Annotated in this window: 23 protein-coding genes; 15 read left to right on the top strand and 8 right to left on the bottom strand. The window is 72.3% G+C overall.

What is annotated here, in order from left to right:
- Positions 1 to 260: 260 nt before the first annotated feature.
- From ADL25_RS44420 to ADL25_RS44430, 3 genes are all read right to left on the bottom strand, one after another.
- Positions 261 to 764, bottom strand: coding sequence for a nuclear transport factor 2 family protein (locus tag ADL25_RS44420; RefSeq protein ID WP_059133652.1), 504 nt, complete (start codon positions 762 to 764; stop codon positions 261 to 263).
- Positions 761 to 1,621: a dihydropteroate synthase gene (folP, locus tag ADL25_RS44425; RefSeq protein WP_059133653.1), complete on the bottom strand. Its 861-nt coding sequence runs from the start codon at positions 1,619 to 1,621 to the stop codon at positions 761 to 763. Before folP ends, ADL25_RS44420 begins: the two co-directional genes overlap by 4 nt.
- 275 nt (positions 1,622 to 1,896) lie before the next feature.
- Positions 1,897 to 3,783, bottom strand: a complete 1,887-nt coding sequence (locus tag ADL25_RS44430) for a phosphatidylglycerol lysyltransferase domain-containing protein (protein WP_079051038.1) — start codon at positions 3,781 to 3,783, stop codon at positions 1,897 to 1,899.
- Between the two features lie 205 nt (positions 3,784 to 3,988).
- Here ADL25_RS44430 and ADL25_RS44435 point away from each other — a divergent pair, with 205 nt between their 5' ends.
- Positions 3,989 to 5,116: an alpha/beta hydrolase gene (locus tag ADL25_RS44435; protein WP_059133654.1), complete on the top strand. Its 1,128-nt coding sequence runs from the start codon at positions 3,989 to 3,991 to the stop codon at positions 5,114 to 5,116.
- A 442-nt stretch (positions 5,117 to 5,558) separates the two neighbouring features.
- The gene (locus ADL25_RS44440; protein WP_059133655.1) at positions 5,559 to 6,989 is read left to right on the top strand and encodes a hypothetical protein; all 1,431 of its coding nucleotides are present in this window, start codon (positions 5,559 to 5,561) and stop codon (positions 6,987 to 6,989) included.
- 69 nt (positions 6,990 to 7,058) lie between these two features.
- On the opposite strand, the gene ADL25_RS44445 is transcribed toward ADL25_RS44440, so the two are convergent.
- On the bottom strand, positions 7,059 to 8,387 hold the full coding sequence (locus ADL25_RS44445; RefSeq protein ID WP_059133656.1) for a PH domain-containing protein: 1,329 nt from the start codon (positions 8,385 to 8,387) through the stop codon (positions 7,059 to 7,061).
- The gene (locus ADL25_RS44450) at positions 8,384 to 8,875 is read right to left on the bottom strand and encodes a PH domain-containing protein (RefSeq protein ID WP_059133657.1); all 492 of its coding nucleotides are present in this window, start codon (positions 8,873 to 8,875) and stop codon (positions 8,384 to 8,386) included. Before ADL25_RS44450 ends, ADL25_RS44445 begins: the two co-directional genes overlap by 4 nt.
- 31 nt (positions 8,876 to 8,906) lie before the next feature.
- On the opposite strand from ADL25_RS44450, the gene ADL25_RS44455 reads away from it, so the two are divergent.
- Entirely contained in the window at positions 8,907 to 10,058 is a 1,152-nt protein-coding gene (locus ADL25_RS44455; RefSeq protein WP_059133658.1) for an NADH-quinone oxidoreductase subunit D, read from the top strand.
- Here the strand turns inward: ADL25_RS44455 and ADL25_RS44460 are convergent.
- Positions 10,023 to 11,048: an SAM-dependent methyltransferase gene (locus ADL25_RS44460; protein ID WP_059133659.1), complete on the bottom strand. Its 1,026-nt coding sequence runs from the start codon at positions 11,046 to 11,048 to the stop codon at positions 10,023 to 10,025. The genes ADL25_RS44455 and ADL25_RS44460 overlap by 36 nt on opposite strands.
- A gap of 227 nt (positions 11,049 to 11,275) precedes the next feature.
- On the opposite strand from ADL25_RS44460, the gene ADL25_RS44465 reads away from it, so the two are divergent.
- The 3 genes from ADL25_RS44465 to ADL25_RS44475 are packed head-to-tail and all read left to right on the top strand — an operon-like array spanning position 11,276 to position 13,889.
- The gene (locus tag ADL25_RS44465; protein WP_059133698.1) at positions 11,276 to 12,481 is read left to right on the top strand and encodes a sensor histidine kinase; all 1,206 of its coding nucleotides are present in this window, start codon (positions 11,276 to 11,278) and stop codon (positions 12,479 to 12,481) included.
- A gap of 57 nt (positions 12,482 to 12,538) precedes the next feature.
- The gene (locus tag ADL25_RS44470; RefSeq protein ID WP_059133660.1) at positions 12,539 to 13,210 is read left to right on the top strand and encodes a response regulator; all 672 of its coding nucleotides are present in this window, start codon (positions 12,539 to 12,541) and stop codon (positions 13,208 to 13,210) included.
- Between the two features lie 46 nt (positions 13,211 to 13,256).
- Positions 13,257 to 13,889 carry an AAA family ATPase gene (locus ADL25_RS44475; RefSeq protein WP_059133661.1) on the top strand — a complete coding sequence of 211 codons (633 nt, stop codon included), beginning with the start codon at positions 13,257 to 13,259 and terminating at the stop codon, positions 13,887 to 13,889.
- A 19-nt stretch (positions 13,890 to 13,908) separates the two neighbouring features.
- On the opposite strand, the gene ADL25_RS44480 is transcribed toward ADL25_RS44475, so the two are convergent.
- Together ADL25_RS44480 and ADL25_RS44485 are read right to left on the bottom strand one after the other, a co-directional pair.
- Positions 13,909 to 15,015 (bottom strand): DUF5937 family protein, encoded by a 1,107-nt coding sequence (locus ADL25_RS44480; protein ID WP_059133662.1) that lies wholly within the window; start codon positions 15,013 to 15,015, stop codon positions 13,909 to 13,911.
- Between the two features lie 169 nt (positions 15,016 to 15,184).
- Positions 15,185 to 16,432, bottom strand: a complete 1,248-nt coding sequence (locus ADL25_RS44485) for a threonine aldolase family protein (RefSeq protein WP_059133663.1) — start codon at positions 16,430 to 16,432, stop codon at positions 15,185 to 15,187.
- 207 nt (positions 16,433 to 16,639) lie between these two features.
- On the opposite strand from ADL25_RS44485, the gene ADL25_RS44490 reads away from it, so the two are divergent.
- From ADL25_RS44490 to ADL25_RS44530, 9 genes are all read left to right on the top strand, one after another.
- The gene (locus ADL25_RS44490; RefSeq protein ID WP_059133664.1) at positions 16,640 to 17,560 is read left to right on the top strand and encodes a Rossmann-like and DUF2520 domain-containing protein; all 921 of its coding nucleotides are present in this window, start codon (positions 16,640 to 16,642) and stop codon (positions 17,558 to 17,560) included.
- Positions 17,557 to 18,573 (top strand): pantoate--beta-alanine ligase, encoded by a 1,017-nt coding sequence (gene panC / locus ADL25_RS44495; RefSeq protein ID WP_059133665.1) that lies wholly within the window; start codon positions 17,557 to 17,559, stop codon positions 18,571 to 18,573. The genes ADL25_RS44490 and panC overlap by 4 nt, the downstream gene beginning before the upstream one ends.
- Positions 18,570 to 20,324, top strand: coding sequence for an L-aspartate oxidase (locus tag ADL25_RS44500; RefSeq protein WP_059133666.1), 1,755 nt, complete (start codon positions 18,570 to 18,572; stop codon positions 20,322 to 20,324). Before panC ends, ADL25_RS44500 begins: the two co-directional genes overlap by 4 nt.
- A gap of 5 nt (positions 20,325 to 20,329) precedes the next feature.
- Positions 20,330 to 21,307 (top strand): carboxylating nicotinate-nucleotide diphosphorylase, encoded by a 978-nt coding sequence (gene nadC / locus ADL25_RS44505; RefSeq protein ID WP_059133667.1) that lies wholly within the window; start codon positions 20,330 to 20,332, stop codon positions 21,305 to 21,307.
- A gap of 6 nt (positions 21,308 to 21,313) precedes the next feature.
- Positions 21,314 to 22,111 (top strand): type III pantothenate kinase, encoded by a 798-nt coding sequence (locus ADL25_RS44510; RefSeq protein ID WP_059133668.1) that lies wholly within the window; start codon positions 21,314 to 21,316, stop codon positions 22,109 to 22,111.
- 205 nt (positions 22,112 to 22,316) lie between these two features.
- On the top strand, positions 22,317 to 22,970 hold the full coding sequence (locus tag ADL25_RS44515) for a hypothetical protein (protein WP_181923124.1): 654 nt from the start codon (positions 22,317 to 22,319) through the stop codon (positions 22,968 to 22,970).
- An 88-nt stretch (positions 22,971 to 23,058) separates the two neighbouring features.
- Positions 23,059 to 23,238 (top strand): hypothetical protein, encoded by a 180-nt coding sequence (locus ADL25_RS44520; RefSeq protein WP_059133669.1) that lies wholly within the window; start codon positions 23,059 to 23,061, stop codon positions 23,236 to 23,238.
- 202 nt (positions 23,239 to 23,440) lie between these two features.
- Positions 23,441 to 23,953, top strand: a complete 513-nt coding sequence (locus ADL25_RS44525) for a BlaI/MecI/CopY family transcriptional regulator (protein WP_059133670.1) — start codon at positions 23,441 to 23,443, stop codon at positions 23,951 to 23,953.
- 9 nt (positions 23,954 to 23,962) lie between these two features.
- Positions 23,963 to 24,476, top strand: a 514-nt coding sequence (locus ADL25_RS44530; protein WP_059133671.1) for an amino-acid N-acetyltransferase, incomplete at its 3' end; no start/stop codon positions are given.

The following is a 24,476-nucleotide window of genomic DNA, read 5'->3' on the forward strand; positions in this document are numbered from 1 at the left end:
CCCAGTGCGGTCGGCACACCGGTCCCGAACGAATCTACCTGCGGACACTGACGTCCCACGGTCGCGAGGGCGTGCGCCCGCGCAATGGTCAGGAGGGTTCATCCGGTGTTTCCCCTGGGGAACAGGGTGGCTCACGAGTCGGTAGCCGCCCATACCTCGGAGGAGGTGATTCCAACCACTATCAGCCGCCTACCCAATCCGGCGGGCCCGCCCACCCCCCTGTTGCGGAGAGGGTCGTCCGCCTATGCGAAGAAGGCGCCTTATGCGGGGGAGTCGTCCTCCTCCTCGTCGTCGCTTTCGGTCAGTACGGGGGAGGCGTGGTGCGACCAGAGCTTCCAGCCGTCGGGAGTGCGGCGGAACAGGTTCGTGGCCACCACGAGCTGTCCGACGAGCGGGCCCAGCTCGTCGCTGTCCTCCGGGGCGGGGCCACCGCTGAGGATGTTCTCGGTACAGGTCACCAGCGCGGTGTCACCGGTCACGGAGACGTGGACGTCCGTGAGGAAGAACTGGATGTACTCGGTGTTCGCCATGATCAGCGCGTAGGACCTGAGGACCTCTCCGCGGCCGGTCAGGACGGGCCAGCCGGGGTGCACACAGGAGATGACACCGACGTCGGCGGGGTCGTGGTACTGCTCGTCGACACCGAGGTCGGAGGGCGCGAGCCAGAGCGACGACAACTCTTCGAAGTCCCCCCGCTCCATCGTCTCGTAGAAGGTGGTGTTGGCCTGTTCGACCTGTTCCACATCCGTGTGGGCAGTGCTCACCGGGCTCCTTCGATGGCGCGTGCGACGCGTACGGCGTCCGCCGTCGCGCGTACCTCATGGACGCGCACGGCCCATGCGCCGGCGTGCGCGGCGAGCGCGGAGACGGCGGCGGTGGCGGCGTCGCGTTCGCGCGCGGGCGGCGGCGCGCCCCCGGGGCCGGCCAGTACGCGGCCGAGGAAACGCTTGCGCGAGGCGGCCACGAGCAGCGGATGCCCGAGGCCGTGCAGTCGGTCCAGATGGGCGAGCAGGGCCAGATCGTGCTCGCCCTCCTTGGAGAAGCCGAGGCCGGGGTCGACCACGATCCGGTCGGGGGCGACGCCGCCTTCCAGGACGGCCTCCACACGCGCACGCAGTTCGTCGACGACCTCGCCGACCACGTCCTCGTAGACGCCCGTGACGTTGCCGCCCTCCAGGAAGCCGCGCCAGTGCATGACGACGAAGGGGGCGCCCGCCGCCGCGACGACCGGGATCATGGCCGGGTCCGCGAGGCCGCCGCTGACGTCGTTGACGAGGGCCGCCCCGGCGGCGAGGGCCTTTTCGGCGACGGAGGCGCGCACGGTGTCGACGGAGATCGTGACGCCTTCGGAGGCGAGGCCGCGCACGACGGGGATGACGCGCCTGAGCTCCTCGGCCTCGTCCACGCGGGTGGCGCCGGGGCGGGTGGACTCGCCGCCGACGTCGACGAGATCGGCGCCCTCGGTGACCAGGTCGAGGCCGTGCTTGACGGCGGCGGTGGTGTCGAACCATCGACCGCCGTCGGAGAAGGAGTCGGGGGTGACGTTCACGACCCCCATGACCGCGCAGCGGTCCCATGTCGGAAGGCCTGCCACCTGGCCCCGCCCGGTCTTCGTGCTCATACGTTCAGCGTAGGCCCCCGGCGCTGCCGCGTTCGGTTCACGGGGCGGTCGAGGGGTGAGCGGTCCGGCCGAGGGCCGCGCGGGCGGGGCGGGAACGGCGGGGCGTCCGGAAGCGGGGCGGGTCCACCGGTACGAGCCGCCGGGCACCCCCGGCGCGGTGCGGGGCCCTCGGCGGCATGGATGCATACGGCCCTGCCGGCACCGGTCGCGCAGTCACGCCCGTCCGCGGGGCGCACGTCCCGAGACGGTGCGCGCCGGTGCGAGGTGCGGTGCGGTCAGGCGCCGCTCGCCGCGCCCATGCCGCGGTCCGCGAGCCCGTGGGCACACGGGCGGGGGGACCGAGCCGTACGGCGCAGGAAGCGGGGGAGGGCGAAATTCACGAAGCCCTCCGCCTGCATCGCCGCGAGGCCGATGCGCGGCAGGTCGCGGGAGGACGCGTACACCACGAAGCGCGGCTCCCAGCGGGGCTGGAACTTCGCGTTGAACTTGTACAGGGACTCGATCTGGAACCACCGGGAGAGGAAGACCAGCAGTCCCCGCCATGCCCGCAGCACCGGGCCCGCACCGATCTTCTCGCCGCGGGCCAGCGCCGAGCGGAACATCGCGAAGTTCAGGGAGACATGCCTGATGCCGAGCTTCGGGGCGGCCTGGAGCGCGGCCACGATCAGCAGTTCGTTCATGCCCGGGTCGGCTGAGCGGTCGCGGCGCATCAGGTCCAGGGAGATCCCGTCCGTGCCCCACGGGACGAAGTGGAGGACCGCCTTGAGATCGCCGTACGGTCCGGTCTCGTCGTCCGCCCGTCCGTCCGCGGCGCGGCCCGAGGCACTTCGCGACGCCCCGTCGATCCGGTGCGCCGTGGCGATCAGGCAGTCGCCGTCGGCGGGATCGCCGATGCGGCCGAGGGCCATGGAGAAGCCGCGTTCGGTGTCCGTGCCGCGCCAGTTCTCGGCGGCCCGCCGTATGCGCTCCAGTTCGCCCTCGCCGAGATCACGGATGCGCCGGACCCGGGTCTCGTATCCCGCGCGCTCGATGCGCTTCACCATCTGGCGCACGTTGCGCATCGCGCGCCCGGAGAGGGAGAAATCCACGACGTCCACCACCGCCTCGTCACCCAGTTCGAGGGCGTCCAGGCCGGTCTCCCGGGTCCACACCTCGCCGCCCGTCTCCGAACAGCCCATGACGGCCGGGGTCCAGGAGTGTGCCCTGGCCTCGTCCATGAACCGCTCGATGGCGCCCGGCCAGGCCTCGACATCGCCGATCGGGTCGCCGCTGGCCAACATCACGCCCGACACGACGCGGTAGGTCACCGCCGCCTTGCCGCTCGGCGAGAAGACGACGGCCTTGTCGCGGCGGAGCGCGAAGTGGCCGAGCGAGTCGCGGTCGCCGTGCTTGTCCAGCAGGACGCGCAGCCGTGCCTCGTCGGCGTCGGTCAGCCGGGCGGCCGGATGTTCGGGCCGAAGGGCCAGATAGATCGTCGTGACCGCGGTCAGCAGGCCGAGGGCACCGAGCGAGAAGCCCACCGTCCAGGAGGTGTTGCCGGTGTAGTCGACCGGCCCCTCGAAGCCGACCATGCCGTACAGGACGTGTTCGATGCGGTCGGACACGCTCGGATCGCCCACCAGGCGGTGCGGGTGGACGCTGACGATGATCAGGCCGAGGGACAGCGAACCGGCGCCCATGAGCACGAAGTTGGCGAGCGCGCGCCAGCGGCTGCGGGGGTCGGGCAGGGCGGCGAACTCGCTGCGGTGACGCAGCAGCGGCAGCAGCAGCGCCACCGAGATGACGACGCCGATGACCGAATGGCGGTAGACGTACTCCGCCATGGCGCCCGCTGGAAGCAGCATCACGGCGGCGCGCCAGGCCCGGCGCTTGCGCCGGCGCAGCCCGTGCGCGAGGAGCAGCAGCAGGACGCCGGCGCTCAGCGAAAGGGCCGCCGCGAACGGGCCGAGCGAGCCGGGCAGCACCTCGGCCATGCGGTGCATACGGCTGTGCCGGAAACGCGGGAACACACCCGCGGCGATGTCCAGGAACCCCACGAGCATGCAGGCCCGGGCGATCAGCGCGGGGACGGCCTCCGGGCGAGGGCCACGGAGTATGCGCCGCGCTCCGCGCGATCGCTCCGGAACCTCGCCCGACTTTTCCCCATCTATCCTGACAGACATCGCATCCCGTATGTGTGCGAGAGAACTGGAGTCCGGTGCCGATTCGGGCATCCGGCGACATTGCGCCCTCTAGGACGGTGTCTCGGGGAGAGAGGTTCACTCCCCATCACAAAGCCGGTTCAAAGCCGAAGGAAAGTCCCGGGCAAGCCCTCACCAATCACGGGGGGCGGCCAAGGGGCCACAAGGCGCAGGCGGGAAAGGGCTCATGGGTCTCACGAGCAACAAAATGCTGGTAGTGGTCGTCGTGCTCGCACTGGCGCTGTTCGTCGGCACGGTCTGGCACTGGCCCCGGCTGTCGCGGCGCAGCTGGCGTGCCGTCGGGGGACGGGTCGGTCTGCTGTTCGCCACCCAGCTCATGGTCTTCGCCTCGATCGGCCTGGCCGCCAACCAGGCCTTCGGGTTCTACGCCACCTGGACCGATCTGTTCGGCCGGGAGAGCGGGCAGGGTGTGGTCGTCGACCACGGGGCGGCGGGAGCGGGCGGCGGTCCGCTCCAGGTGGTCGGCACCCAGCAGGTGACCGTTCCCGGCGGCTCCCGTCCGGAGATCGGCGGCCAGATCCAGAAGGTGGAGATCGTCGGCCGGACGACCCGGATCGCCTCTCCCGCGTTCGTGTATCTGCCGCCGGAGTACTTCCAGGCGCGGTACCGCACACGGACGTTCCCCGCGTCCGTCGTGCTCACCGGCTACCCCGGCACGGCCGAGGCGCTCATCAAGGGGCTGCAGTACCCGCAGACGGCGCACGAACTGGCCGGGGACGGCAGGATGCAGCCGATGATCCTGGTGATGCTGCGACCGACCGTGGCGCCGCCGCGCGACACGGAGTGCGTGGACGTCCCGGGCGGCCCGCAGACCGAGTCGTTCTTCGCGAAGGACCTCCCCGACGCGGTGACGGCCCACTACCGGATAGGTGGGAGGCCGCGCAGTTGGGGCGTCATCGGCGATTCCACGGGCGGCTACTGCGCGCTGAAGCTGGCGATGCACCATCCGGACGTCTACGCCGCCGGCGCGGGCCTGTCGCCGTACTACAGGGCGCCGATCGACCCGACCACGGGCGACCTCTTCCGCGGGAACAAGGACCTGCGCAACCGCGCCGACCTGGGTTGGTGCCTCAAACGTCTGGCCGCGCCCGACACTTCGCTGCTCGTCACCAGCAGCAGGGCCGGCGAGAAGGGCTACCGGTCCACGCTCGCGTTCATACGGCAGGTGCAGACCAGGAAGCCGACCCGGATCTCGTCGATCCTGCTCGACAGCGGTGGCCACAACTTCAATACCTGGCGGCGGGAGATCCCGCCTGCGTTGCAGTGGCTGAGCGGACGGCTGGGCGATCGCTGAGCGGGTGAATGCGCGGGGGCGCCGACCGGAATTCGGGGCCATGCGAAGGAGTCCGGCTCCGCCGTGCGAGCTCGGCCTTGTGCGTTGTCGCCGGGCGGCCGCGGAATTCGCCGGGGGCGAGCCGTCAAGTCCCTTTCCGGGGACGGGATCCGGGCTCGAAGATCGGGAAAGCGGTGCGCCGATGAATGATCTTGTACAGCCGTGGCGGCGGATTGGGCGGGAGGCCCCGGCACACCGGACGGGAGCGGGGGGAGGGCGCTGCGGTCCTCGGTCGATCCGGGGTATCGGGGCACGAAGCGGGTGCCGGATTCGGGGCGCCCGGACGGGGGAGGGCGGCCCATCCCTTTTTCCGGGGCCGGCGGGCGGGGTGAAGGTATCGGTGTGGCTGTGTTTTTACCGGGCGGGGCACCATCATTCGCCTACGCGCGGTAAGTTTCTGGCCATGCCACGTGGACGTCACCGCCATTCCCCGCCCTTGCACAGGCTGCTGCCCCCCTCGGTGATCGCCGGCGTCGCGGTCGTGTGCGCCGCGGGCCCCTGGTTGTTCACGGAGCCGTTGGTGCTCCGTGGGCTGGCCGCGGGCGCTGCGGCGACGATGGTCGTGGGCGCCGTCGTCATGCGCCGCTGGGATGTGGCCGCGGGTAAACACGTCGCCGACCTCACGCGCGCGCGGGCGAGCGACGAGTGGCACCACGAGGAGCGGGTCGCCGAACTGGAGACCGACCTGGAGGAGTCGCGCGAACTGCGCACCAAACTGGAGCAGCGCCTCCGGGCAAAGCGCACGGAACTGGCCAATCTGCGCAACGAGCACGCCGCCCTGCTGCGCCGGTACGCCACGGCGGAGACGGAGCGTGCGACCGCCCTGGAAGGACGCCGCCTGCTGGCGATCGAGTCGACGGCGCCCGCACCGGAGCTGCCGGCGGGCGACTCGGAGACGTCCGGTGCGCAGGAGGCGTCCGACGACGCCGACCGGAGCGAGCCCGCCGGTGCGGAGGCCAGGGACCACGAGGACGTCGCCGCCCCGGTCGAGGACGGCGCGGTGGAGGACCCCGATGCGGAGCCGTCGGCCGCGGGGGTGTTCTCGCCCGACGGGTCCTCGCTCTTCATGCGGGCCGGCTCGGCGCTGGAGCGGCTGACGAAGGACGACGACGTGGCGCAGGACGACGAGGCCGCGTCCTCGTCGCCTGAGCCCGCCGTGGAGGCGCACGAGGACGCCGTGGAGGCGACTGCCGCCGAGGACGGTGAGGCGGTCTCCACCGAGGGCGGTGAGGCGGCCGGGACGAGCACCGCCGCGGACGAGGGCGACGCCGGCAGCGCGCCCGGGACCGCCCGGAAGACGTCGGCCACCACGGAGGCCTCCCCCAGGAAGGGCGGCCCCGGCAACGGCGGCGGCCGGAAGCGCAACCCCGTCGGACCCGCGGCGCCCAAGGTCGCGGCCAAGGAGGGCGGCTCCGTCGTACAGGGCGGGACCGAGAGGACGTCCTCGGCGGGCGCGGGGCCCGAGCAGGCCGCCGCCCCGACCGCACAGCAGCCCCAGCCGTCCGCCAAGAAGCCCGCGCACAGCACCGGGCACTTCACGGTGCCCACCGCCGTGGCCGTGGTGCCGCCGACTCCGCGGCGCCGCGCGACCGTCGAGGGCGGTTTCGACTTCTTCGGTACGCAGAAGTCGCGGGCGACCCTGGACGCGGTGCAGAACGAGGACCTCGCGGACGTCGTCGGCCAGGAGGCGCTCGCGATGCACAAGGCGGAGTCGGAGTCCGGCTTCAAGCCCGCGGACCCGCAGGCGCGCGCCGTCGGCCAGGTCATCGACCTGACCGCCCATGACGAGACGGAGCAGATCGACGTCCAGGGGCTGCGCACCGCGGCGTCCTGAGGCAGATCGTCCCGTGCGAAGGGCGGCGGCACACGATGTGCCGCCGCCCTTCGCCGTCCGCGTCTTCGTCTAGGAGGCCATCCACCGGTCCGGCCGGGCGTCGCGGCGCCCGGTGCGCGACCGGTCCGCCTGGGCGTACAACAGTGCCTGCGCCTCCTCGGCGTCCCGAAGGCGCGCCGTCACCGTCTTGTTGGCACCGGTGTCGACATGGATGTCGGCGACCCTCAGAAGCCGCTCCCAGGGCCCCCGCGTGAGCCGTACGCTCTGCACCTTCGCATGGGGGACCAGGGAAAGACTGCGGCGCAGCAGGCCGCGCCGGGCGGCGAAGACCGTGTCCGTGACGGCCAGTCCGTGGCCGCGCCACCAGAACGGGACGCACCAGCCCGCGCGGCGCGGCGGCCGGGACAGCGACGACGGCACGGTCACCCCGGGCAGCACCCGGGCGATCACCGCCTCGGCGGCCTCGCGCGGGGCGACGGGCACGAGCACGGAGTTGGAGGAGCCGGCCACGTCCAGCCTGACGTGCACCCAGCCGCGCCGCCGCCACAGCAGAGGTTCCACGATGCGCACGGCCTGCACCCGGCCCGGCGGCACGGTCTCGTGGGCGCGGTCGAGCAGGCCGTGGTCGATGCGGAGCCCGTCCGGCGACTCGCCCACCGTCCAGTCGTAGGAGGTGGCGAAGCGACCCGCGCTTCGCGTGGCGGCGCCGGCGAGCGGCACCCCGACGGCGAAGACCGTCCACAGGCTGTGGGTGACGAACCACAGCACCGTCGGCACGACGAGCGCGGCCGCCAGCGGGCCCCATGTCGCACCGGTGAGCAGCAGGGAGACCGCCAGCATGCGCGGCGGCACGTGCAGCAGTGTGCGGGCCGGCGCCTCGCCCACCTCGTGCGCCGTCGCAGGGGCGAAACCGGCCGCGCGGGCGAGGAGTTCGGCCCGCAGCCGCCGCGCCTCGGCCTCGCCGAGATAGGCGAGTTCGTCCTTCTTGGCGGTGCCTATGACGTCCAGTTTCAGCTTGGCGACGCCGGCGATACGGGCCAGCAGCGGCCGGGTGACGTCGACGGCCTGCAGCCGGTCCAGACGTATGTGTGCCGTGCGGCGGAACAACAGGCCCGTGCGGATGCGCAGTTCGGTCTCGGTCACCGCGAAGTGTGTGAACCACCAGGTCAGAAAGCCGTACAGGGCGGCGGCCAGGACGAGTGCCGCGAGACCTGCGAGGAGTGTGGTCGCGGTCAGTTTCGTCAGCTGCTTCTGTGCCTGTCCCGGATCGTGCACGGCCCAGCCGACGACCACGGTGACCGGTGCCCAGGCGCGCCGCAGCGGCGTCACGGGGTGCAGCCGTCGCTCGGCCGCCTCGTGCGGTCGGGATATGGCGGGCTCTGCCGCGGGCGTGCTCACAGCCCCGCCGACCGGGCCTCGCCGAGCGCGGTCAGCCGGTCCCGCAGCCGTTCCGCCTCGGCCGGTTCCAGGCCCGGAATGGTGGCGTCGGTCGCCGCCGCGGCCGTGTGCAGCTGCACGCTCGCCAGCCCGAAGTGCCGCTCCACGGGCCCGGAGGTGACCTCGACGAGCTGCATGCGCCCGTACGGCACCACCGTCTCCTCCCGCCACAGCACGCCCCGGCTGATCAGCAGGTCGTCGGCCCGCTCGGCGTAGCGCCAGGACCGCCAGTTGCGGCCCAGCATGACCCAGCCCCACAGCAGCAGAGCCAGCGGCGGCAGCGCCAGCAGCGCCCAGACCGGCCCGGCGAACAACCCCGGGAGCAGTCCCACGGCCGCGGTCAGCAGTCCCAGCCACACCACCAGCAGCAGCCGCCGCATCCGCAGCAGTCCCGGCGGCAGCCCGGTCCAGGCGGGCTCGGCGGCCGTCCCCACACTCCCCATCTCCATGCCGCAAGCGTACGTACGAGAGACTGTGTCCATGACTCCTACGACGGAGACCATGGTCGGGATCGGCGGCGCCGCGGAGAGCACCGACATGGTGCTCAACATCGGGCCCCAGCATCCCTCCACGCACGGTGTGCTGCGGTTGCGGCTCGTGCTGGACGGAGAGCGGATCACGCATGCGGAGCCGGTCATCGGCTATATGCACCGCGGTGCGGAGAAGCTGTTCGAAGCGCGCGACTACCGCCAGATCGTCATGCTCGCCAACCGCCACGACTGGCTGTCCGCCTTCTCGAACGAGCTGGGCGTGGTGCTCGCCGTGGAACGGATGCTCGGCATGGAGGTCCCCGAGCGCGCGGTGTGGATGCGCACACTCCTCGCGGAGCTCAACCGGGTCCTGAACCATCTGATGTTTCTCGGCTCGTACCCGCTGGAACTGGGCGGGATCACCCCGATCTTCTACGCCTTCTCCGAGCGCGAGGAACTCCAGCACGTCATGGAGGAGATCTCCGGCGGGCGTATGCACTACATGTTCAACCGGGTGGGCGGCCTGAAGGAGGATCTGCCCGCGGGCTGGACGGAACGCGCCCGTACCGTCGTCGCCGATGTGCGCTCGCGCATGGACCGGTTCGACGACCTCGTGCTCGGCAACGAGATCTTCCGTGGCCGTACGCGCGGTGTGGGCGTCCTCGCACCGCGGGCCGTGCACGCGTACGGGGTGAGCGGGCCGATCGCGCGCGCCTCCGGCGTGGACTTCGACCTGCGCCGCGACGAGCCGTACCTGGCCTATCCGGAGCTCCAGGGCACGCTGAAGGTGGTCACCCGCCAGGAGGGCGACTGCCTGGCCCGCTTCGAGTGCCTTCTGGAGCAGACGCACAACGCGCTCGACCTGGCCGACGCCTGTCTGGACCGGCTGGCCGAGCTGCCGCCGGGGCCGATCAACCAGCGGCTGCCCAAGGTGCTCAAGGCTCCCGAGGGCCACACCTACGCCTGGACCGAGAACCCGCTCGGCATCAACGGTTACTACCTGGTCAGCAAGGGCGACAAGACGCCGTACCGGCTCAAGCTGCGCTCCGCCTCGTACAACAACATCCAGGTGCTCACCGAGCTGCTGCCGGGGACGCTGGTCGCCGACATGGTGGCCATCCTGGGGTCAATGTTCTTCGTGGTCGGGGACATCGACAAGTAGCCCCCCGAGAGAGGTCTCCGGGAGCCCGACGGGCTGGAGCAGCCAGCCGAAGTCGCCGAGGCCGCCGGAGGCGGTGAGTTCGGCGGCCGCCCCGGCCTGCGCGAGGGCGTGCACATAGGCCGTCGGATGCGTCGAGGCGAGCGTCAGCGGGGGGCGTTCGCCGGAGATCCCGAGGGCGTGCAGGGCCGCACGCTGGGTCAGCAGCCGAGCCCCGGGCAGGGCGCACGCGTCCAGTGCCACATGTGCGGTGATGTCGCAGGACCCGTCCGGCACGGGGGTGGTCTCCCGGCCTTCGCGGAATCCGGTGAGCGTTCCGAAGGGCGGCCGGGCGCCCGCGCGGTGCGCATAGTCGACGGCGACGGCGAGCCCACGGCCGACGGTGGCGACCGCGGCGGACCAGGCGGTGTCCCTGGGGAGGCCGATCTCGGCGCGGCACCCCTCGGCGGACAGCGGCCACCAGCGCTCCAGCCAGTCTGCCTGCGCGCCCTGCACCGGCTCCCCGAGGAGCTCGGTGCCGTCCTCGCGTACGAGGACCAGCCGGGCCACCCCGTCGGGTCCCGCCTCCACGACCTCGAGCGGCACATTGTCGAGCCACTCGTTGGCGAACAGCAGTCCGGTGATCTGCGTCGGGGGCTCGTCGAGCCACTCGATCGCGGGGTCGAGGCCGTCGGGGCGGCCGCTGACGTCCACGGCGCACGCACGCGTGCGGGCGGCCACGTCCGGGGGCAGCGCGGCCAGGACGCCGGTGACCAGCTCGCCCCGGCCGGCCGCCATGTCCACGAACGTCAGTACGGCGGGATGCCCCAGGGCCTCGTCGACCCGGCACAGCAGCCGGGCCACGGCGCCGGCGAAGAGCGGTGAGGCGTGCACGGAGGTACGGAAGTGCCCCGCAGGTCCCTCGGGCCGCCGGTAGAACCCGTTCGCCCCGTACAGCGCCTGCTCGGCAGCCGCCCGCCATCCACGCCACTCGCCGTCGCCCTCGTGTGCCACCGGGCCAGGCTAGGCGGGGCGCGGGCGGGTGCGGACACCGGCGCGGCCGTACGCGCTCGGCGCGCGCGACCCGCGCCCCGGGCGTGCGCACCTCCGGCCGTCCGGTATCCGCGCATCTCCAGCCGTCCGGGATCACGGAGCATCCACCTTGCGGAGTACACGTGTCCGCCCGGGATCGGCCCTCCGGTTGACCCATGCACGCAGTGCGCTTCCCTACGCTGGGTTACGTGCAGCGCCTCTATGACTTCCTCCGCAGGCACCCGACGTGGGTCGACGGCTTCTGGGCCGTCGTCCTGTTCGGGCTCTCCTGCGTGAGCGTGACGAACCTCGACGGGGCGCCCAACTACCACGGATCGCTCCCCGTCGCGCTCACGGTCACCGCCGTGCTCTGCACGGTCGTCGCGCTGCGCCGCCGTATGCCCGAGAAGATGCTTCTGGTGGCCGCGGCGATGGGGCTGGCGCAGCTGGTGCTCGACCAGCAGGCGATCATCGCCGACTTCGCCATGCTGGTGATCATCTACACGGTCGCCGCGGACGGCGCCGCCTGGGCCTCACGCGTCGGCCTGGTCGCCGGCCTGGTGGCCGGGACCCTCGCCCAGATGCGCTGGCCGGAGGAGCGCACGAGCGTCCTGGGCAACATCGCCATAGCGGTCTTCAAGACCGTGCCCTTCGCCCTCGCGTGGGTCCTCGGGGACTCGCTGCGCACGCGCCGCGCGTACCTCGCCCAGCTGGAGGAACGTGCCGCCCGGCTGGAGAAGGAGCGCGAGGCGCAGTCCAAGGTCGCGGTCGCCGCGGAGCGCGCCCGTATCGCCCGCGAGCTGCACGACGTGGTCGCCCACAACGTCTCGGTGATGGTGGTGCAGGCGGACGGCGCGGCGTACGTCCTCGACACCGCCCCCGACCAGGCGAAGAAGGCCCTGGAGACGATCTCGGGGACGGGCCGGCAGGCCCTCGCCGAGATGCGCCGCCTGCTCGGCGTGCTGCGCACCGGCGAGCACAAGGAGGCCGGGGAGTACGTTCCGCAGCCCGACGTCGAGCAGATCGACGAGCTCGTCGAGCAGTGCCGCAACTCGGGCCTGCCCGTGGACTTCAAGGTGGAGGGCACCCCGCGTCAGCTGCCCAGCGGCGTGGAGCTCACGGCGTACCGCATCGTCCAGGAGGCGCTCACCAACACGCGCAAGCACGGCGGGCCCAACGCGGGCGCCAGCGTGCGCCTGGTCTATTTCGACGACGGCCTCGGGCTGCTCGTCGAGGACGACGGCAAGGGCGCCCCGCACGAACTGTACGAGGAGGGCGGCGCCGACGGGCAGGGCCACGGCCTGATCGGCATGCGCGAGCGGGTGGGCATGGTCGGCGGGACCCTGGACGCGGGCCCCCGGCCCGGGGGAGGCTTCCGCATCAGCGTCCTGCTGCCGCTCAAACCGGCCCATTGACACGTGCACCCTCGACCGCCCGCCCACGACCCGCTGAAGTTCGACCGGAGGACCCCCATGCCGATCCGCGTGATGCTCGTCGACGACCAGGTGCTGCTGCGCACCGGGTTCCGGATGGTGCTGGCCGCCCAGCCGGACATGGAGGTCGTCGCGGAGGCGGGCGACGGCGTCGAGGCCCTCCAGGTGCTGCGCGCCACCGAGGTGGACGTGGTCCTGATGGATGTGCGCATGCCGAAGCTGGACGGTGTGGAGACCACCCGCCGCATCTGCTCGGAGCCCAACCCGCCGAAGGTGCTGATCCTGACCACCTTCGACCTCGACGAGTACGCGTTCTCCGGGCTGAAGGCGGGCGCCTCCGGGTTCATGCTCAAGGACGTGCCGCCGGGCGAACTGCTCGCCGCCATCCGCGCGGTGCACAGCGGGGACGCCGTGGTCGCGCCGTCCACCACCCGCCGGCTTCTCGACCGGTTCGCGCCGATGCTGCCGGGCGGCACCACCGAGCCCCGGCACAAGGAGCTGGAACGGCTCACCGACCGCGAACGCGAGGTCATGGTGCTGGTCGCGCAGGGCCTGTCGAACGGGGAGATCGCGGCCCGGCTCGTGCTGTCGGAGGCGACCGTGAAGACCCATGTCGGGCGCATCCTGACGAAACTGGGGCTCAGGGACCGGGTGCAGGTGGTCGTCCTCGCCTACGAGACCGGTCTCGTACGAGCGGGCGGACACGGTTGAGCCACCGTGTGGTCGCCAAGACACCGGCGACCACTAGGGTCGGCGCATGCTCCTGTGGATCAACGGCCCCTTCGGGGGCGGCAAGACACAGACCGCACACGAGATACGCAGGCGTCTGCCCGGCAGCGTCATCTGCGATCCGGAGGATGCCGGATTCGGACTGCGCCGCATGCTGCCGCCCGAACTGCGCGGGGACTTCCAGGACCTGGCGTCCTGGCGGCAGGGCGTGGTCGAGGTGCTCGATCTGACGCTGACCGAGCACGACGGTGTGGTCATCGTCCCCATGACGGTCACGGACCCGGACTACTTCGCGGAGACGATCGGGCGGCTGCGCGAACTGGGCCACGACGTTCGGCACTTCGCACTGCTCGCACAGCGCGAGACCGTGCTGGAGCGGCTGCGGGAGCGCGGCTTCGGGCACGTCCTGCAGTACGTCGCAGGCAAGGGATCCACGTTGCGCAGGGAGAGCTGGGCCGTCCAGCAGCTGGACCACTGCCTCGAGCGGCTGCGCGAACCCGAGTTCGCCGAGCACCTGTGGACGGACCACTCCACGGTGCCGAAGACGGCGGACCGGATCGCCGTGCTGGCGGGGCTCACGCTCGGACCCAACAACGACGGGCCCCTGCGCACCCGGCTGCGGCAGGCGAAGGTCGGGCTCCGGCACATCCGCTTCGACTGAGCGCCCCGTCGCGCGGCGGCTACCGCAGGAGTCCCTCCAGGAAGTCGCTGCCCAGCCGGGCCACCGCGGCCACGTCCAGCTGGTGCAGGACGTACCGGCCGCGGCGGCGGGTGGTGAGCAGGCCCGCCTTCTTCAGGGCGCTGAGGTGCCGGGATATCTCGGGTGCCGTCATGCCGTGGATCTGGGCCAGCTCGCCCGTGGTGAAGGCGCTGCGGGCCAGACTGCGGCACATGCGCATCCGCGTCGGGTGGGACAGGGCCGCCAGCCGCAGGGTCAGCTGCTCCACCGACGGCGGGGCGGCCGGCTCCGGGTGGCTGACCGGGTAGTGCAGCACGGGCTGCCAGCCGTAACGGTGCAGCACCATCAGGTGCGGCCGGCCGAGACTGGTCGGGACGAGCAGCAGGCCGCCGTCCATCGTGGCGCTGCGGCCGCTGCCGAGTTTGTCGACGACGATCCGGGCCCCACCCTCGTCGAGGGTCACCGCGGAGGACACCGACGCCAGTGCCTCCGCCAGGCCCTTGCGGCGCAGCAGGTCCGTCTTGTGGCGGGCGTCCGCCGCGAGCTGGTGCCGCAGCCGGGACCAGGTGTCCGCGAAGAAGGCAGCGTCGCAGTCCTCCAGGAACTGCCGCAGCCAGGCCCGGGTCCGCGGCGGGTCGGCCAGCAGACGCTCGGTGAAGCGCAGCTGCTGCGGTCCGCGGGCGGCGGCCAGCTCCAGGGCCCGCCGGCGGGCTTCCGCGTCGGCGAGCGCGGCCGGGCCGGGCACGCTGTACGGCAGCGCGCACGTGAACTCGAGCGCCGCGTCCACGAACTGCTCGTCGCTGAGCTTGTCCAGCAGGTCCAGGTCCTCGGCGAGGCCGGCACCGGGGAGCGTGCACCGGCCGGGTATGCCCGCGTACGGAAGGAAGAGGTCCGAGTACGTCGTGCGCCACAGGAAGTCGGCTTCGGACATGCGGTCGGCGAGATGCGAGTCGAGTCCGGCGGTCACCGTGGTCGCCCAGCCCTGGAGCCCCGGATGGTGACCGGGCTCGGACAGCGCGTGGAGGGCCATCCCGAGCTCGGCCAGGGGTGAGGCCACCACGGCGATCTGCTCCGGCCGCAGCCCGGTGATGTCGATGTCCACGCTCATGACCTCATGGTGCACCGTGTCACCGACATCGCGGCCTTCGCTTGACGGTGCTCGTCAATCGGTGCGACGCCGGGCCCCGACGACCGCCGACCCGGTGCCACCGGGGCAACCGCGCAGCCTACGGATTCCTGTCCGCCCCGCCACGCCGGCCCGATCCGAACGGCAGACCCTAGCTCCCGGCCGCCGGCAACCGCTCCACGAAGTCGCTCACCGCCGCCCTCACGTCGTCCGCCGTCCAGGCCAGACCCTCGGCCCGTACGGAGACCTCCGTCAGGGCGAGGCCCGGACCGCCGCGGCGCCAGGCGCCGGCGAACAGGAGCCTGCCGGTCTCCTCGCCCTGCCGTACGGCGGCCTCCGCGAGGGTGTCCGGGTCGTGGGGCAGCCAGACCTGGAACTCATGGGTGTGCGGCTCCTCGGGGAACACCCGGGCCCACGGCACCCCGGCCGCGGCGAACCCCTCGCGCAGCGCCGCGGCGACCACGCGCGCGTGCCGCACGTACTCCGGCAGGCGGGGCAGCTGCCGCTCCAGGCCGGCGAGGGCCGACAGCACCGTGGGGAACTGCTGGAAGACGAGACCTCCGTAGCGGTGCCGCCAGGTCTTCGCCTCCTCCACGAACGTCCTGGGACCCGCCACCGCCGCGCCGCCGAACCCGTCGAGGGACTTGTAGAACGACACATAGACGCTGTCCGCGAGCTCCGCGATCTCGTCCAGCGGGCGGCCGAAGTGGACCTCGGTCTCCCACAGGCGCGCGCCGTCGAAGTGCACCACCGCGTCCCGCTCGCGCGCGGCCCGGACGACCTCCGTCAGCTCCTCGAAGGTCGGGAGCAAAAATCCCGCGTCCCTGAGGGGGAGCTCCAGCATCAGAGCGCCGAAGGGCTCCTCGAAGTCGCGGACCTCGTCGGCGGTCGGCAGCCGCGGCTCGCTCGTCACCTGTACCGGGCGCAGGGCGCTGACCTCGCTGAACGCCTTTCGCTCGTGCACTTCGGGGTGGGCGAGCGCGTGCAGGGCCACGGTGGGGTTGCCGGTGCGTCCCGCCCAGCAGCGCAGGGCCACCTGCTGGGCCATCGTGCCTGTCGGGAAGAAGGCGGCGGCCTCCTTGCCGAGTAGCCGGGCGACCTTCGCCTCCAGCGCCTCGACGACCCCGGAGCCGTAGATGTCGGCGCTCTCGTCCAGGTCGTAGAGGTCCTGCACGCCGTCCAGCAGCGCCAGCCGCTCGCGGAGCGTCCCGAGCATGCCCGGACGTGCCAGGACGTGGTCCGCGCTCCTGAGGGCGGCGGCCCGGCGCTCGCGCCGCAGGCGGCCCGGCTCGTCGGCGGCCGGGGTCGGCCGCTCCTCCGGTTCGTCGGGAGCGGGGGCCGGCCCCGGTCCCCTCTGCCCTGCCGCCGGAACCCGGCTCCCGTCCGTCGTCTGCGTCATGTTCCCGTCCGCCCTCGTCACCTCGTCCTCACGCCCGGATCATGCCGTGCGCAGGCGTCGCCGGTCACCCCCGATTTCCTCGCCCCGCGCGACCTGCGAAAACCCACAGCCTGTGGACGGCCCGAACGGCCCGGGACCCAATCGCGTTAACATGACGAGAAATCGTCCGGTACCCGGAGCGGACTGGAACGGGAAGGCCACCGTCGAGTGAGTACATTCCAACAACCGGACCCGAAGGACCGCCCCGCGCGGCTCACCGTGGGCGTGGTCGGCGCCGGCCGTGTCGGGCCCGCGCTCGCCGCCTCGCTGCAGCTCGCCGGGCACCGCCCGGTCGCCGTCTCCGGTGTCTCCGACACCTCCCGCCGCCGGGCCGCGGTGATGCTTCCGGACGTGCCGGTCGTCCCACCCGCCGACGTCCTGGAGCGCGCCGACCTGGTCCTGCTGACCGTGCCGGACGACGCGCTGCCCCGGCTCGTGGAGGGACTGGTCGAGACCGGAGCCGTACGGCCCGGCCATCTGCTCGTGCACACCTCCGGACGGTACGGCGCCAAGGTGCTCGACCCCGCCCTGCGGGCCGGAGCACTGCCGCTCGCGCTCCATCCCGCGATGACCTTCACCGGCACCCCGGTGGACGTGCAGCGCCTGGCCGGGTGCTCCTTCGGGGTCACGGCGCCCGAGGAGCTGCGGCTGGCCGCCGAGGCGCTCGTGATCGAGATGGGCGGCGAGCCGGAGTGGATCGCCGAGGACATGCGGCCGCTCTATCACGCGGCCCTGGCCCTCGGCGCCAACCACCTGGTCACGCTGGTCGCCCAGTCCATGGAGCTGCTGCGCTCGGCGGGCGTCGAGGCCCCCGACCGCATGCTCGGCCCGCTGCTCGGCGCCGCCCTCGACAACGCCCTGCGCTCCGGCGACGCGGCCCTGACCGGTCCGGTCGCGCGCGGCGACGCGGGCACGGTCGCCGCGCACGTCGCCGAGTTGCGCAAGCACTCCCCGGGCGCCGTCGCCGGCTATCTGGCGATGGCCCGCGCGACCGCCGACCGGGCCCTGGCCCACGGTCTGCTGAAGCCCGAGCTGGCGGAGGACCTTCTCGGGGTACTCGCCAACGGGACCGAGGGGAGCGCCCGATGACCACCCTGCTGCACACCGCCGACGAACTGCACGCGCGCGTGCGGCACGGCCGCCGTACCGTCGTGATGACCATGGGCGCGCTGCACGAGGGCCATGCCACCCTGATCCGCGACGCCCGTTCGATCGCCGGGGACGAGGGCGAGGTCGTCGTCACCGTCTTCGTCAATCCGCTGCAGTTCGGCGAGGGGGAGGACCTCGACCGCTACCCCCGGACCCTGGACGCCGATCTGAAGATCGCCGAGCAGTCCGGCGCGGACGTGGTGTTCGCCCCTTCCGTGGACGAGGTCTATCCCGGTGGCGAGCCCCGGATACGGATCTCGGCGGGGCCCATGGGGGAGCGGCTCGAAGGCGCCTCCCGCCCCGGCCACTTCGACGGCATGCTCACCGTCGTCGCCAAGCTTCTGCATCTCACCCGTCCCGATGTGGCCCTGTACGGGCAGAAGGACGCCCAGCAGCTCGCCCTGATCCGCCGGATGGTGCGCGACCTGAACTTTCGCGTGGAGATCGTCGGGGTGCCCACCGTGCGCGAGGACGACGGCCTGGCCCTGTCCAGCCGCAACCGCTATCTGGCGCCCGACGAGCGGTACACCGCCCTCACCCTCTCCCGCGCCCTGTTCGCGGGCCGGGACCGGCACGCCGCGCAGGAGGCGCTGCGCGCGCGTGCCCGCGAGGTGCCCTCCACGCACGCACGCGCCGAGGCCCTGAGCGCACTGGGCGAGTCGCGTGCCGCCGCCGACGCGCACGCGGTCGCGAAGGCCGTGCCCGGTGGTCCCTCCGCGGTGCGTGCCGCCGCCAGGCTCGTCCTCGACGAGGCGGCACGTCTGGACCCGCCGCTCGTCCTGGACTACCTGGCCCTGGTCGATCCCTCGGACTTCACCGAGATCTCCGACGACTTCACCGGCGAAGCGGTCCTCGCCGTCGCCGCCCGGGTCGGGACGACCCGGCTGATCGACAACCTCCCTCTCTCCTTCGGAGCACCCGAGCCCGTCGACCCCTACGGAGCCGCCTCGTGACGAGCACAGGCATACGACTGCACGCACCCGAACCGGGCTGGTCCATCCCCGCGGACGTCGTGGTCGTCGGGTCCGGCGTCGCGGGCCTCACCGCGGCGCTGCGCTGCGAGGCGGCGGGACTGAGGACGGTCGTGGTCACCAAGGCACGCCTGGACGACGGCTCCACCCGCTGGGCGCAGGGAGGCATCGCGGCGGCCCTGGGCGAGGGCGACACCCCCGAACAGCACCTCGAGGACACCCTGGTGGCGGGAGCGGGCCTGTGCGACGAGGAGGCGGTGCGCATCCTGGTCACCGAGGGCCCGGACGCGGTGCGCCGGCTCATCTCCACCGGCGCCCACTTCGACACCGACGGCGCGGGCGGTATCGAGCTCACCCGCGAGGGCGGCCACCACCGCCGCCGTATCGCGCACGCGGGCGGTGACGCGACCGGCGCCGAGATCTCCCGGGCCCTGGTCGAGGCCGTACGCGCGCGTGGGCTGCGCACGATCGAGAACGCGCTGGTGCTCGATCTGCTGACCGACGTCGAGGGCCGCACCGCGGGCGTGACCCTGCACGTCATGGGCGAGGGCCAGCACGACGGCGTCGGCGCCGTCCTCGCCCCCGCCGTGGTCCTCGCGACCGGCGGGATGGGCCAGGTCTTCTCCGCGACCACCAACCCCTCGGTGTCGACGGGCGACGGTGTGGCGCTCGCACTGCGGGCCGGGGCGGAGGTCAGCGACCTGGAGTTCGTGCAGTTCCACCCCACGGTGCTCTTCCTCGGCCCGGACGCGGAGGGCCAGCAGCCGCTGGTCTCCGAGGCGGTGCGCGGGGAGGGCGCCCACCTCGTGGACGCGGACGGTGTGCGCTTCATGGTCGGGCAGCACGAGCTGGCCGAACTGGCGCCCAGGGACATCGTCGCCAAGGGCATCATGCGCCGTATGCAGGAGCAGGGCGCGGAGCACATGTTCCTCGACGCCCGGCACTTCGGCGCCGAGATGTGGGAGCACCGCTTCCCGACGATCCTCGCCGCCTGCCGCACCCACGGCATCGACCCCGTCACCGAGCCCGTCCCGGTCGCCCCGGCCGCCCACTACGCCTCCGGCGGCGTACGCACCGACTCCCGGGGCAGGACGACCGTGCCGGGCCTGTACGCGTGCGGCGAGGTCGCCTGCACGGGCGTCCACGGCGCGAACCGGCTGGCCTCCAACTCCCTTCTGGAGGGCCTCGTCTACGCCGAGCGCATCGCGGCGGACATCGCGCGCGGCCGGACGGAGGGCGGGCTGCACGCGCGCGTGCCCGAACCGGTCCCGCACCCGGAGAAGCCCGCGCAGCCCCTGCTCGCCCCGGAGGACCGCTTCGCCATTCAGCGGATCATGACGGACGGAGCCGGAGTGCTCAGGTCCGCGCGCTCGCTCCAGGGGGCGAGCGACCGCCTCCACCGGCTGCACAGCGACGCGCGCGACGCCCTCGAGGAGAACGGCAAGACCTCCGAGCCCGGCGTCGACACCTGGGAGGCCACCAACCTCCTGTGCGTCGCCCGGGTCCTGGTCGCCGGGGCCCTGCTGCGTGCGGAGACCCGTGGCTGCCACTGGCGCGAGGACCACGCCGACCGTGACGACACCGACTGGCGCCGCCACATCGTCGTGACACTGAACCCGGACCGGACGCTGGCCGTACGCACCACCGACACCGCAGACTTCCCCCCGACCCTCCCCCAAGCCCTCGGCCCGGTCCGGGCAGCGGGCACCGCCATGCATTCCCAGGAGCAGTGACAGAAGTGAGCACCCCCGACCTTCCCCTCGTCCCGAGCGGCGGCTGCGGCGACGGCTGTGCCTGCGGCGCGGACGGCGACGAGGAGTACCTGGAGTGCGGGCTCGACCCCGCGCTCGCCCAGATCCTGGCCGACGCCGGGCTCGACCCACTGGAGGTCGAGGACATCGCCAACGTCGCCATCCAGGAGGACCTGGCGCACGGCGTGGACGTGACCACGGTCGCGACGATCCCCGAGGACGCGGTCGCCACGGGCGACTTCACCGCGCGCGAGGCCGGCGTCGCGGCAGGCCTGAGAGTGGCCGAGGCGGTCATCTCGGTGGTCTGCTCGGAGGAGTTCGAGGTCGAGCGCCATGTGGACGACGGGGAGCGGGTGGAGGCCGGTCAGAAGCTGCTGACGGTCACCGCACTCACCCGTGATCTGCTCACCGCCGAGCGCAGCGCGCTGAACCTCCTGTGCCGGCTGTCCGGCATCGCGACGGCGACGCGCGCGTGGGCGGACGCCCTGGAGGGCACCGGGACGCGCGTGCGGGACACCCGCAAGACGACGCCGGGTCTGCGGTCCCTGGAGAAGTTCGCGGTCCGCTGCGGCGGCGGAGTCAACCACCGCATGTCCCTGTCGGACGCGGCGCTGGTCAAGGACAACCACGTCGTGGCGGCCGGCGGGGTGGCGCAGGCCTTCCAGGCGGTCCGCAAGATGTTCCCGGACGTGGCCATCGAGGTCGAGGTCGACACCCTGCACCAGCTGCGCGAGGTCGTCGACGCGGGCGCCGACCTGATCCTGCTGGACAACTTCACACCGGGGGAGTGCGAGGAGGCGGTGGCCATCGTCGACGGCCGGGCCCTCCTCGAGGCCTCGGGCCGGCTCACCCTGGAGAACGCCAGGGCGTACGCGGACACGGGCGTCGACTTCCTGGCGGTCGGAGCGCTGACCCACTCGTCCCCGATCCTGGACATCGGCCTGGACCTGAGAGCGGCGGAGTAGGTACCCATGCTGCTGACCATCGACGTAGGCAACACGCACACGGTTCTGGGTCTGTTCGACGGCGAGGACATCGTCGAGCACTGGCGCATCTCCACGGACGCGCGCCGCACGGCGGACGAGCTTGCGGTGCTCCTCCAGGGGCTCATGGGCATGCACCCCCTCCTCGGTGAGGAACTGGGCGACGGCATCGACGGCATCGCGATCTGCTCCACGGTCCCGTCCGTGCTGCACGAGCTGCGCGAGGTCACCCGCCGCTACTACGGCGACGTGCCCGCGGTCCTGGTGGAACCCGGCATCAAGACGGGCGTCCCGATCCTGATGGACAACCCGAAGGAGGTCGGGGCCGACCGCATCATCAACGCGGTGGCGGCGGTCGAGCTCTACGGCGGTCCGGCGATCGTCGTCGACTTCGGCACGGCGACGACCTTCGACGCGGTCTCCGCGCGCGGCGAGTACACCGGTGGCGTGATCGCCCCCGGTATCGAGATCTCCGTGGAGGCACTGGGCGTCCGGGGCGCCCAGCTCCGCAAGATCGAACTGGCCCGGCCGCGCGCGGTGATCGGCAAGAACACGGTCGAGGCCATGCAGGCGGGCATCGTGTACGGCTTCGCGGGTCAGGTCGACGGCGTGGTGAGCCGGATGGCCCGTGAACTGGCGGACGATCCGGACGACGTCACGGTCATCGCGACGGGCGGCCTGGCCCCGATGGTCCTGGGCGAGGCCGCGGCGATCGACGAGCACGAGCCCTGGCTGACGCTGATCGGTCTGCGGCTGGTGTACGAACGCAACGTGTCACGCATGTAGGGCGCGTCACGGGGGCACCACTCGCCGCTTCGGGGGCGCGGAGCGGTGCGTGCGCGGTCCGCCGCGTGGCCGCGACGCGTCCGCCGGCGACCGTGCGCGCTCCTGACGGCGGTGATGGGCCCTACCCGCCCCCACCTGAGGGAACGGGAGAGCGACACGGCACCCCTTTAGGTCGATTTTGTCCGATTAGCGGTAGCGTCGCCGCATGCCCACGCCATACGGATCCCGTGGCGGCCTGGCGTTCGGCGCGGAGGAGCTGCGTGTGCTCCGCCGTGCCCTCGCCCTCGCCCTCCACCCCTGCACCGCTTCCGCCGAGGACGTCCAGGACTGCCTCCGCCTCGCCGATTCAGTCGACGAGGCGGTGCGGGAGGGTGCCCGACTGAGGGCCTTCCTGCTGGCGGATCTCGTGCGCTACCGGGCCGCCCTTCCCGGTGCCTCCACCGGCTATCTGGCCCTGCTGGAGGATGCCCTGCGTGCGGGCTACCGCCCGGTTCCGGACGATCTCGCCGCCCTGCGCGCACTGCGTGGCACCCCCGTCGCGGCGGCCCTCCTCGACCGCTGCCGGGCCCTTGCCGACCGTGACGTGCGTGTGCACCTCATCCCGCCCCGGGCGGCCATTCCCGCCTCGCGTGCCCGCCTCACTGCCCTCCCGGGCGGCCGTGCGAGCGCGGACGAGCCGGTCGAGAAGCCGACCCGCAAGCCCGGGGAGAAGCCCGCCGAACGCCCGGAGAAGCCGGCCCCGCGCCCCGATCCGCAGTCGCCGCGCCCCTCGCGCCCCATTCCGACCCCGGGCGAGGTCTTCCCGCCCAAGCGCAAGCCGGGGCCTCCGCACGCGGAGCGGGAGCTCGCCGTCGGCTAGCCCGCGCCGAGGGCGCCGTACCTGCCCCGATCCGTGCGACACCGACCCGACCGGGATGCATGGGACGGGCCCTGGCTACCCTGGACGCATGGACTACGTCTCCGCGCTCGTGCCCCCGGTCGTCATGGCCGTCTTCTTCATCGGGCTCATCAGGGTGATCGTGAAGACCCAGGGCGGCGCCAACAAGGCCAAGGAGGACGCGGCCGTCGACGCGGCGCTCGCACGCGCGGACAGCGTCCGCAAGACCACCCGCGACGCCGAGGTCTGACCCGCCCCGGGGCCCGCCCGAGCGGCACCCGCACACCGGGGTCCTCTTCCGTCGTCCGGCGTACGACTCGCTGACTTTTCGAGTCGTACGCCCTTTTTGTAGCTCTTCGTGGGTCAAGGGCTCGTTCGACGGGCCGTGGGGGACATCTCCCACTATTGTGCTGAACGTGCCTCGCCCATTGGGAGAACTCGAAGACGCGGTCATGACGCGGGTGTGGAAGTGGAACCGCCCGGTGACCGTTCGAGAAGTCCTGGAAGACCTTCAGCAGGAGCGCTCCATCGCGTACACGACGGTCATGACCGTTTTGGACAATCTCCATCAGAAGGGCTGGGTGCGCCGGGAGGCCGAAGGCCGCGCCTATCGATATGAGGCCGTCTCCACCCGTGCCGCCTACGCGGCCGCACTGATGAACGACGCCTGGTCGCAGAGCGACAACCCCGCCGCCGCGCTCGTCGCCTTCTTCGGCATGATGAGCGACGAACAGCGGCAGGCGCTGAGGGATGCGGTACGGATCGTGCAGGGCCCGGAGACCAGTTGGGAGCCCCCGGGTACCGAAACGGCCCCCGCGGAGGCGGAATCCGCCGAATCCCCCGTGCCCCCGGGTGCTCCCGCGGGGAGCGAGGGCGAGAAGCCCGGGGGGAACCCCGGCAAGAACCCCGCCGAGATGCGGGACGAGAAGAGCCCCGACGCCAGCGAGGACCCCACCGGGCGATAGCGTCCGGTCATGGCAGCAGAGCGCCCCGAAGTCACCGCAAAAGCCATCACCGTTCGACGGGCCAGGACGAGCGATGTCCCGGCCGTCCGGCTCCTCCTCGACGCCTACGTCCGGCGCGGCATCCTGCTCGACAAAGCGACGGTGACCCTTTACGAGGACATCCAGGAGTTCTGGGTGGCGGAACGGGACGACAACGGCGAGGTCGTGGGATGCGGCGCCCTGCACGTGATGTGGGAAGACCTTGCGGAAGTCCGCACTCTCGCGGTGAACCCTGTGGCCAGAGGGCTGGGTGCCGGGCATCAGTTGCTGGAGAAGTTGCTGCAAACCGCCCGCTGGCTCGGCGTTCGCCGCGTTTTCTGTCTCACCTTCGAAGTGGACTTCTTCGGGAAGCACGGCTTCGTGGAGATCGGTGAGACGCCCGTGGACACCGATGTGTACGCGGAGCTGATGCGTTCCTATGACGAGGGTGTGGCGGAGTTCCTCGGTCTCGAACGAGTGAAACCGAACACCTTGGGCAACAGCC

This window comes from Streptomyces sp. NRRL F-5122 (genome assembly GCF_001507435.1).
Lineage (GTDB): Bacteria > Actinomycetota > Actinomycetes > Streptomycetales > Streptomycetaceae > Streptomyces > Streptomyces lannensis.

What these genes read in the sequence shown, in the direction of transcription:
- ADL25_RS44485 (WP_059133663.1), bottom strand. Translation starts at nt 16,432, where the DNA reads ATGACGCAGACGACGGACGGGAGCCGGGTTCCGGCGGCAGGGCAGAGG.
- ADL25_RS44450 (WP_059133657.1), bottom strand. Translation starts at nt 8,875, where the DNA reads ATGGAGATGGGGAGTGTGGGGACGGCCGCCGAGCCCGCCTGGACCGGG.
- ADL25_RS44430 (WP_079051038.1), bottom strand. Translation starts at nt 3,783, where the DNA reads ATGTCTGTCAGGATAGATGGGGAAAAGTCGGGCGAGGTTCCGGAGCGA.
- ADL25_RS44435 (WP_059133654.1), top strand. Translation starts at nt 3,989, where the DNA reads ATGGGTCTCACGAGCAACAAAATGCTGGTAGTGGTCGTCGTGCTCGCA.
- ADL25_RS44470 (WP_059133660.1), top strand. Translation starts at nt 12,539, where the DNA reads ATGCCGATCCGCGTGATGCTCGTCGACGACCAGGTGCTGCTGCGCACC.
- folP (WP_059133653.1), bottom strand. Translation starts at nt 1,621, where the DNA reads ATGAGCACGAAGACCGGGCGGGGCCAGGTGGCAGGCCTTCCGACATGG.
- ADL25_RS44455 (WP_059133658.1), top strand. Translation starts at nt 8,907, where the DNA reads ATGACTCCTACGACGGAGACCATGGTCGGGATCGGCGGCGCCGCGGAG.
- ADL25_RS44520 (WP_059133669.1), top strand. Translation starts at nt 23,059, where the DNA reads ATGGACTACGTCTCCGCGCTCGTGCCCCCGGTCGTCATGGCCGTCTTC.
- panC (WP_059133665.1), top strand. Translation starts at nt 17,557, where the DNA reads ATGACCACCCTGCTGCACACCGCCGACGAACTGCACGCGCGCGTGCGG.
- ADL25_RS44515 (WP_181923124.1), top strand. Translation starts at nt 22,317, where the DNA reads ATGCCCACGCCATACGGATCCCGTGGCGGCCTGGCGTTCGGCGCGGAG.
- ADL25_RS44510 (WP_059133668.1), top strand. Translation starts at nt 21,314, where the DNA reads ATGCTGCTGACCATCGACGTAGGCAACACGCACACGGTTCTGGGTCTG.
- ADL25_RS44480 (WP_059133662.1), bottom strand. Translation starts at nt 15,015, where the DNA reads ATGAGCGTGGACATCGACATCACCGGGCTGCGGCCGGAGCAGATCGCC.
- ADL25_RS44475 (WP_059133661.1), top strand. Translation starts at nt 13,257, where the DNA reads ATGCTCCTGTGGATCAACGGCCCCTTCGGGGGCGGCAAGACACAGACC.
- ADL25_RS44525 (WP_059133670.1), top strand. Translation starts at nt 23,441, where the DNA reads ATGACGCGGGTGTGGAAGTGGAACCGCCCGGTGACCGTTCGAGAAGTC.
- ADL25_RS44440 (WP_059133655.1), top strand. Translation starts at nt 5,559, where the DNA reads ATGCCACGTGGACGTCACCGCCATTCCCCGCCCTTGCACAGGCTGCTG.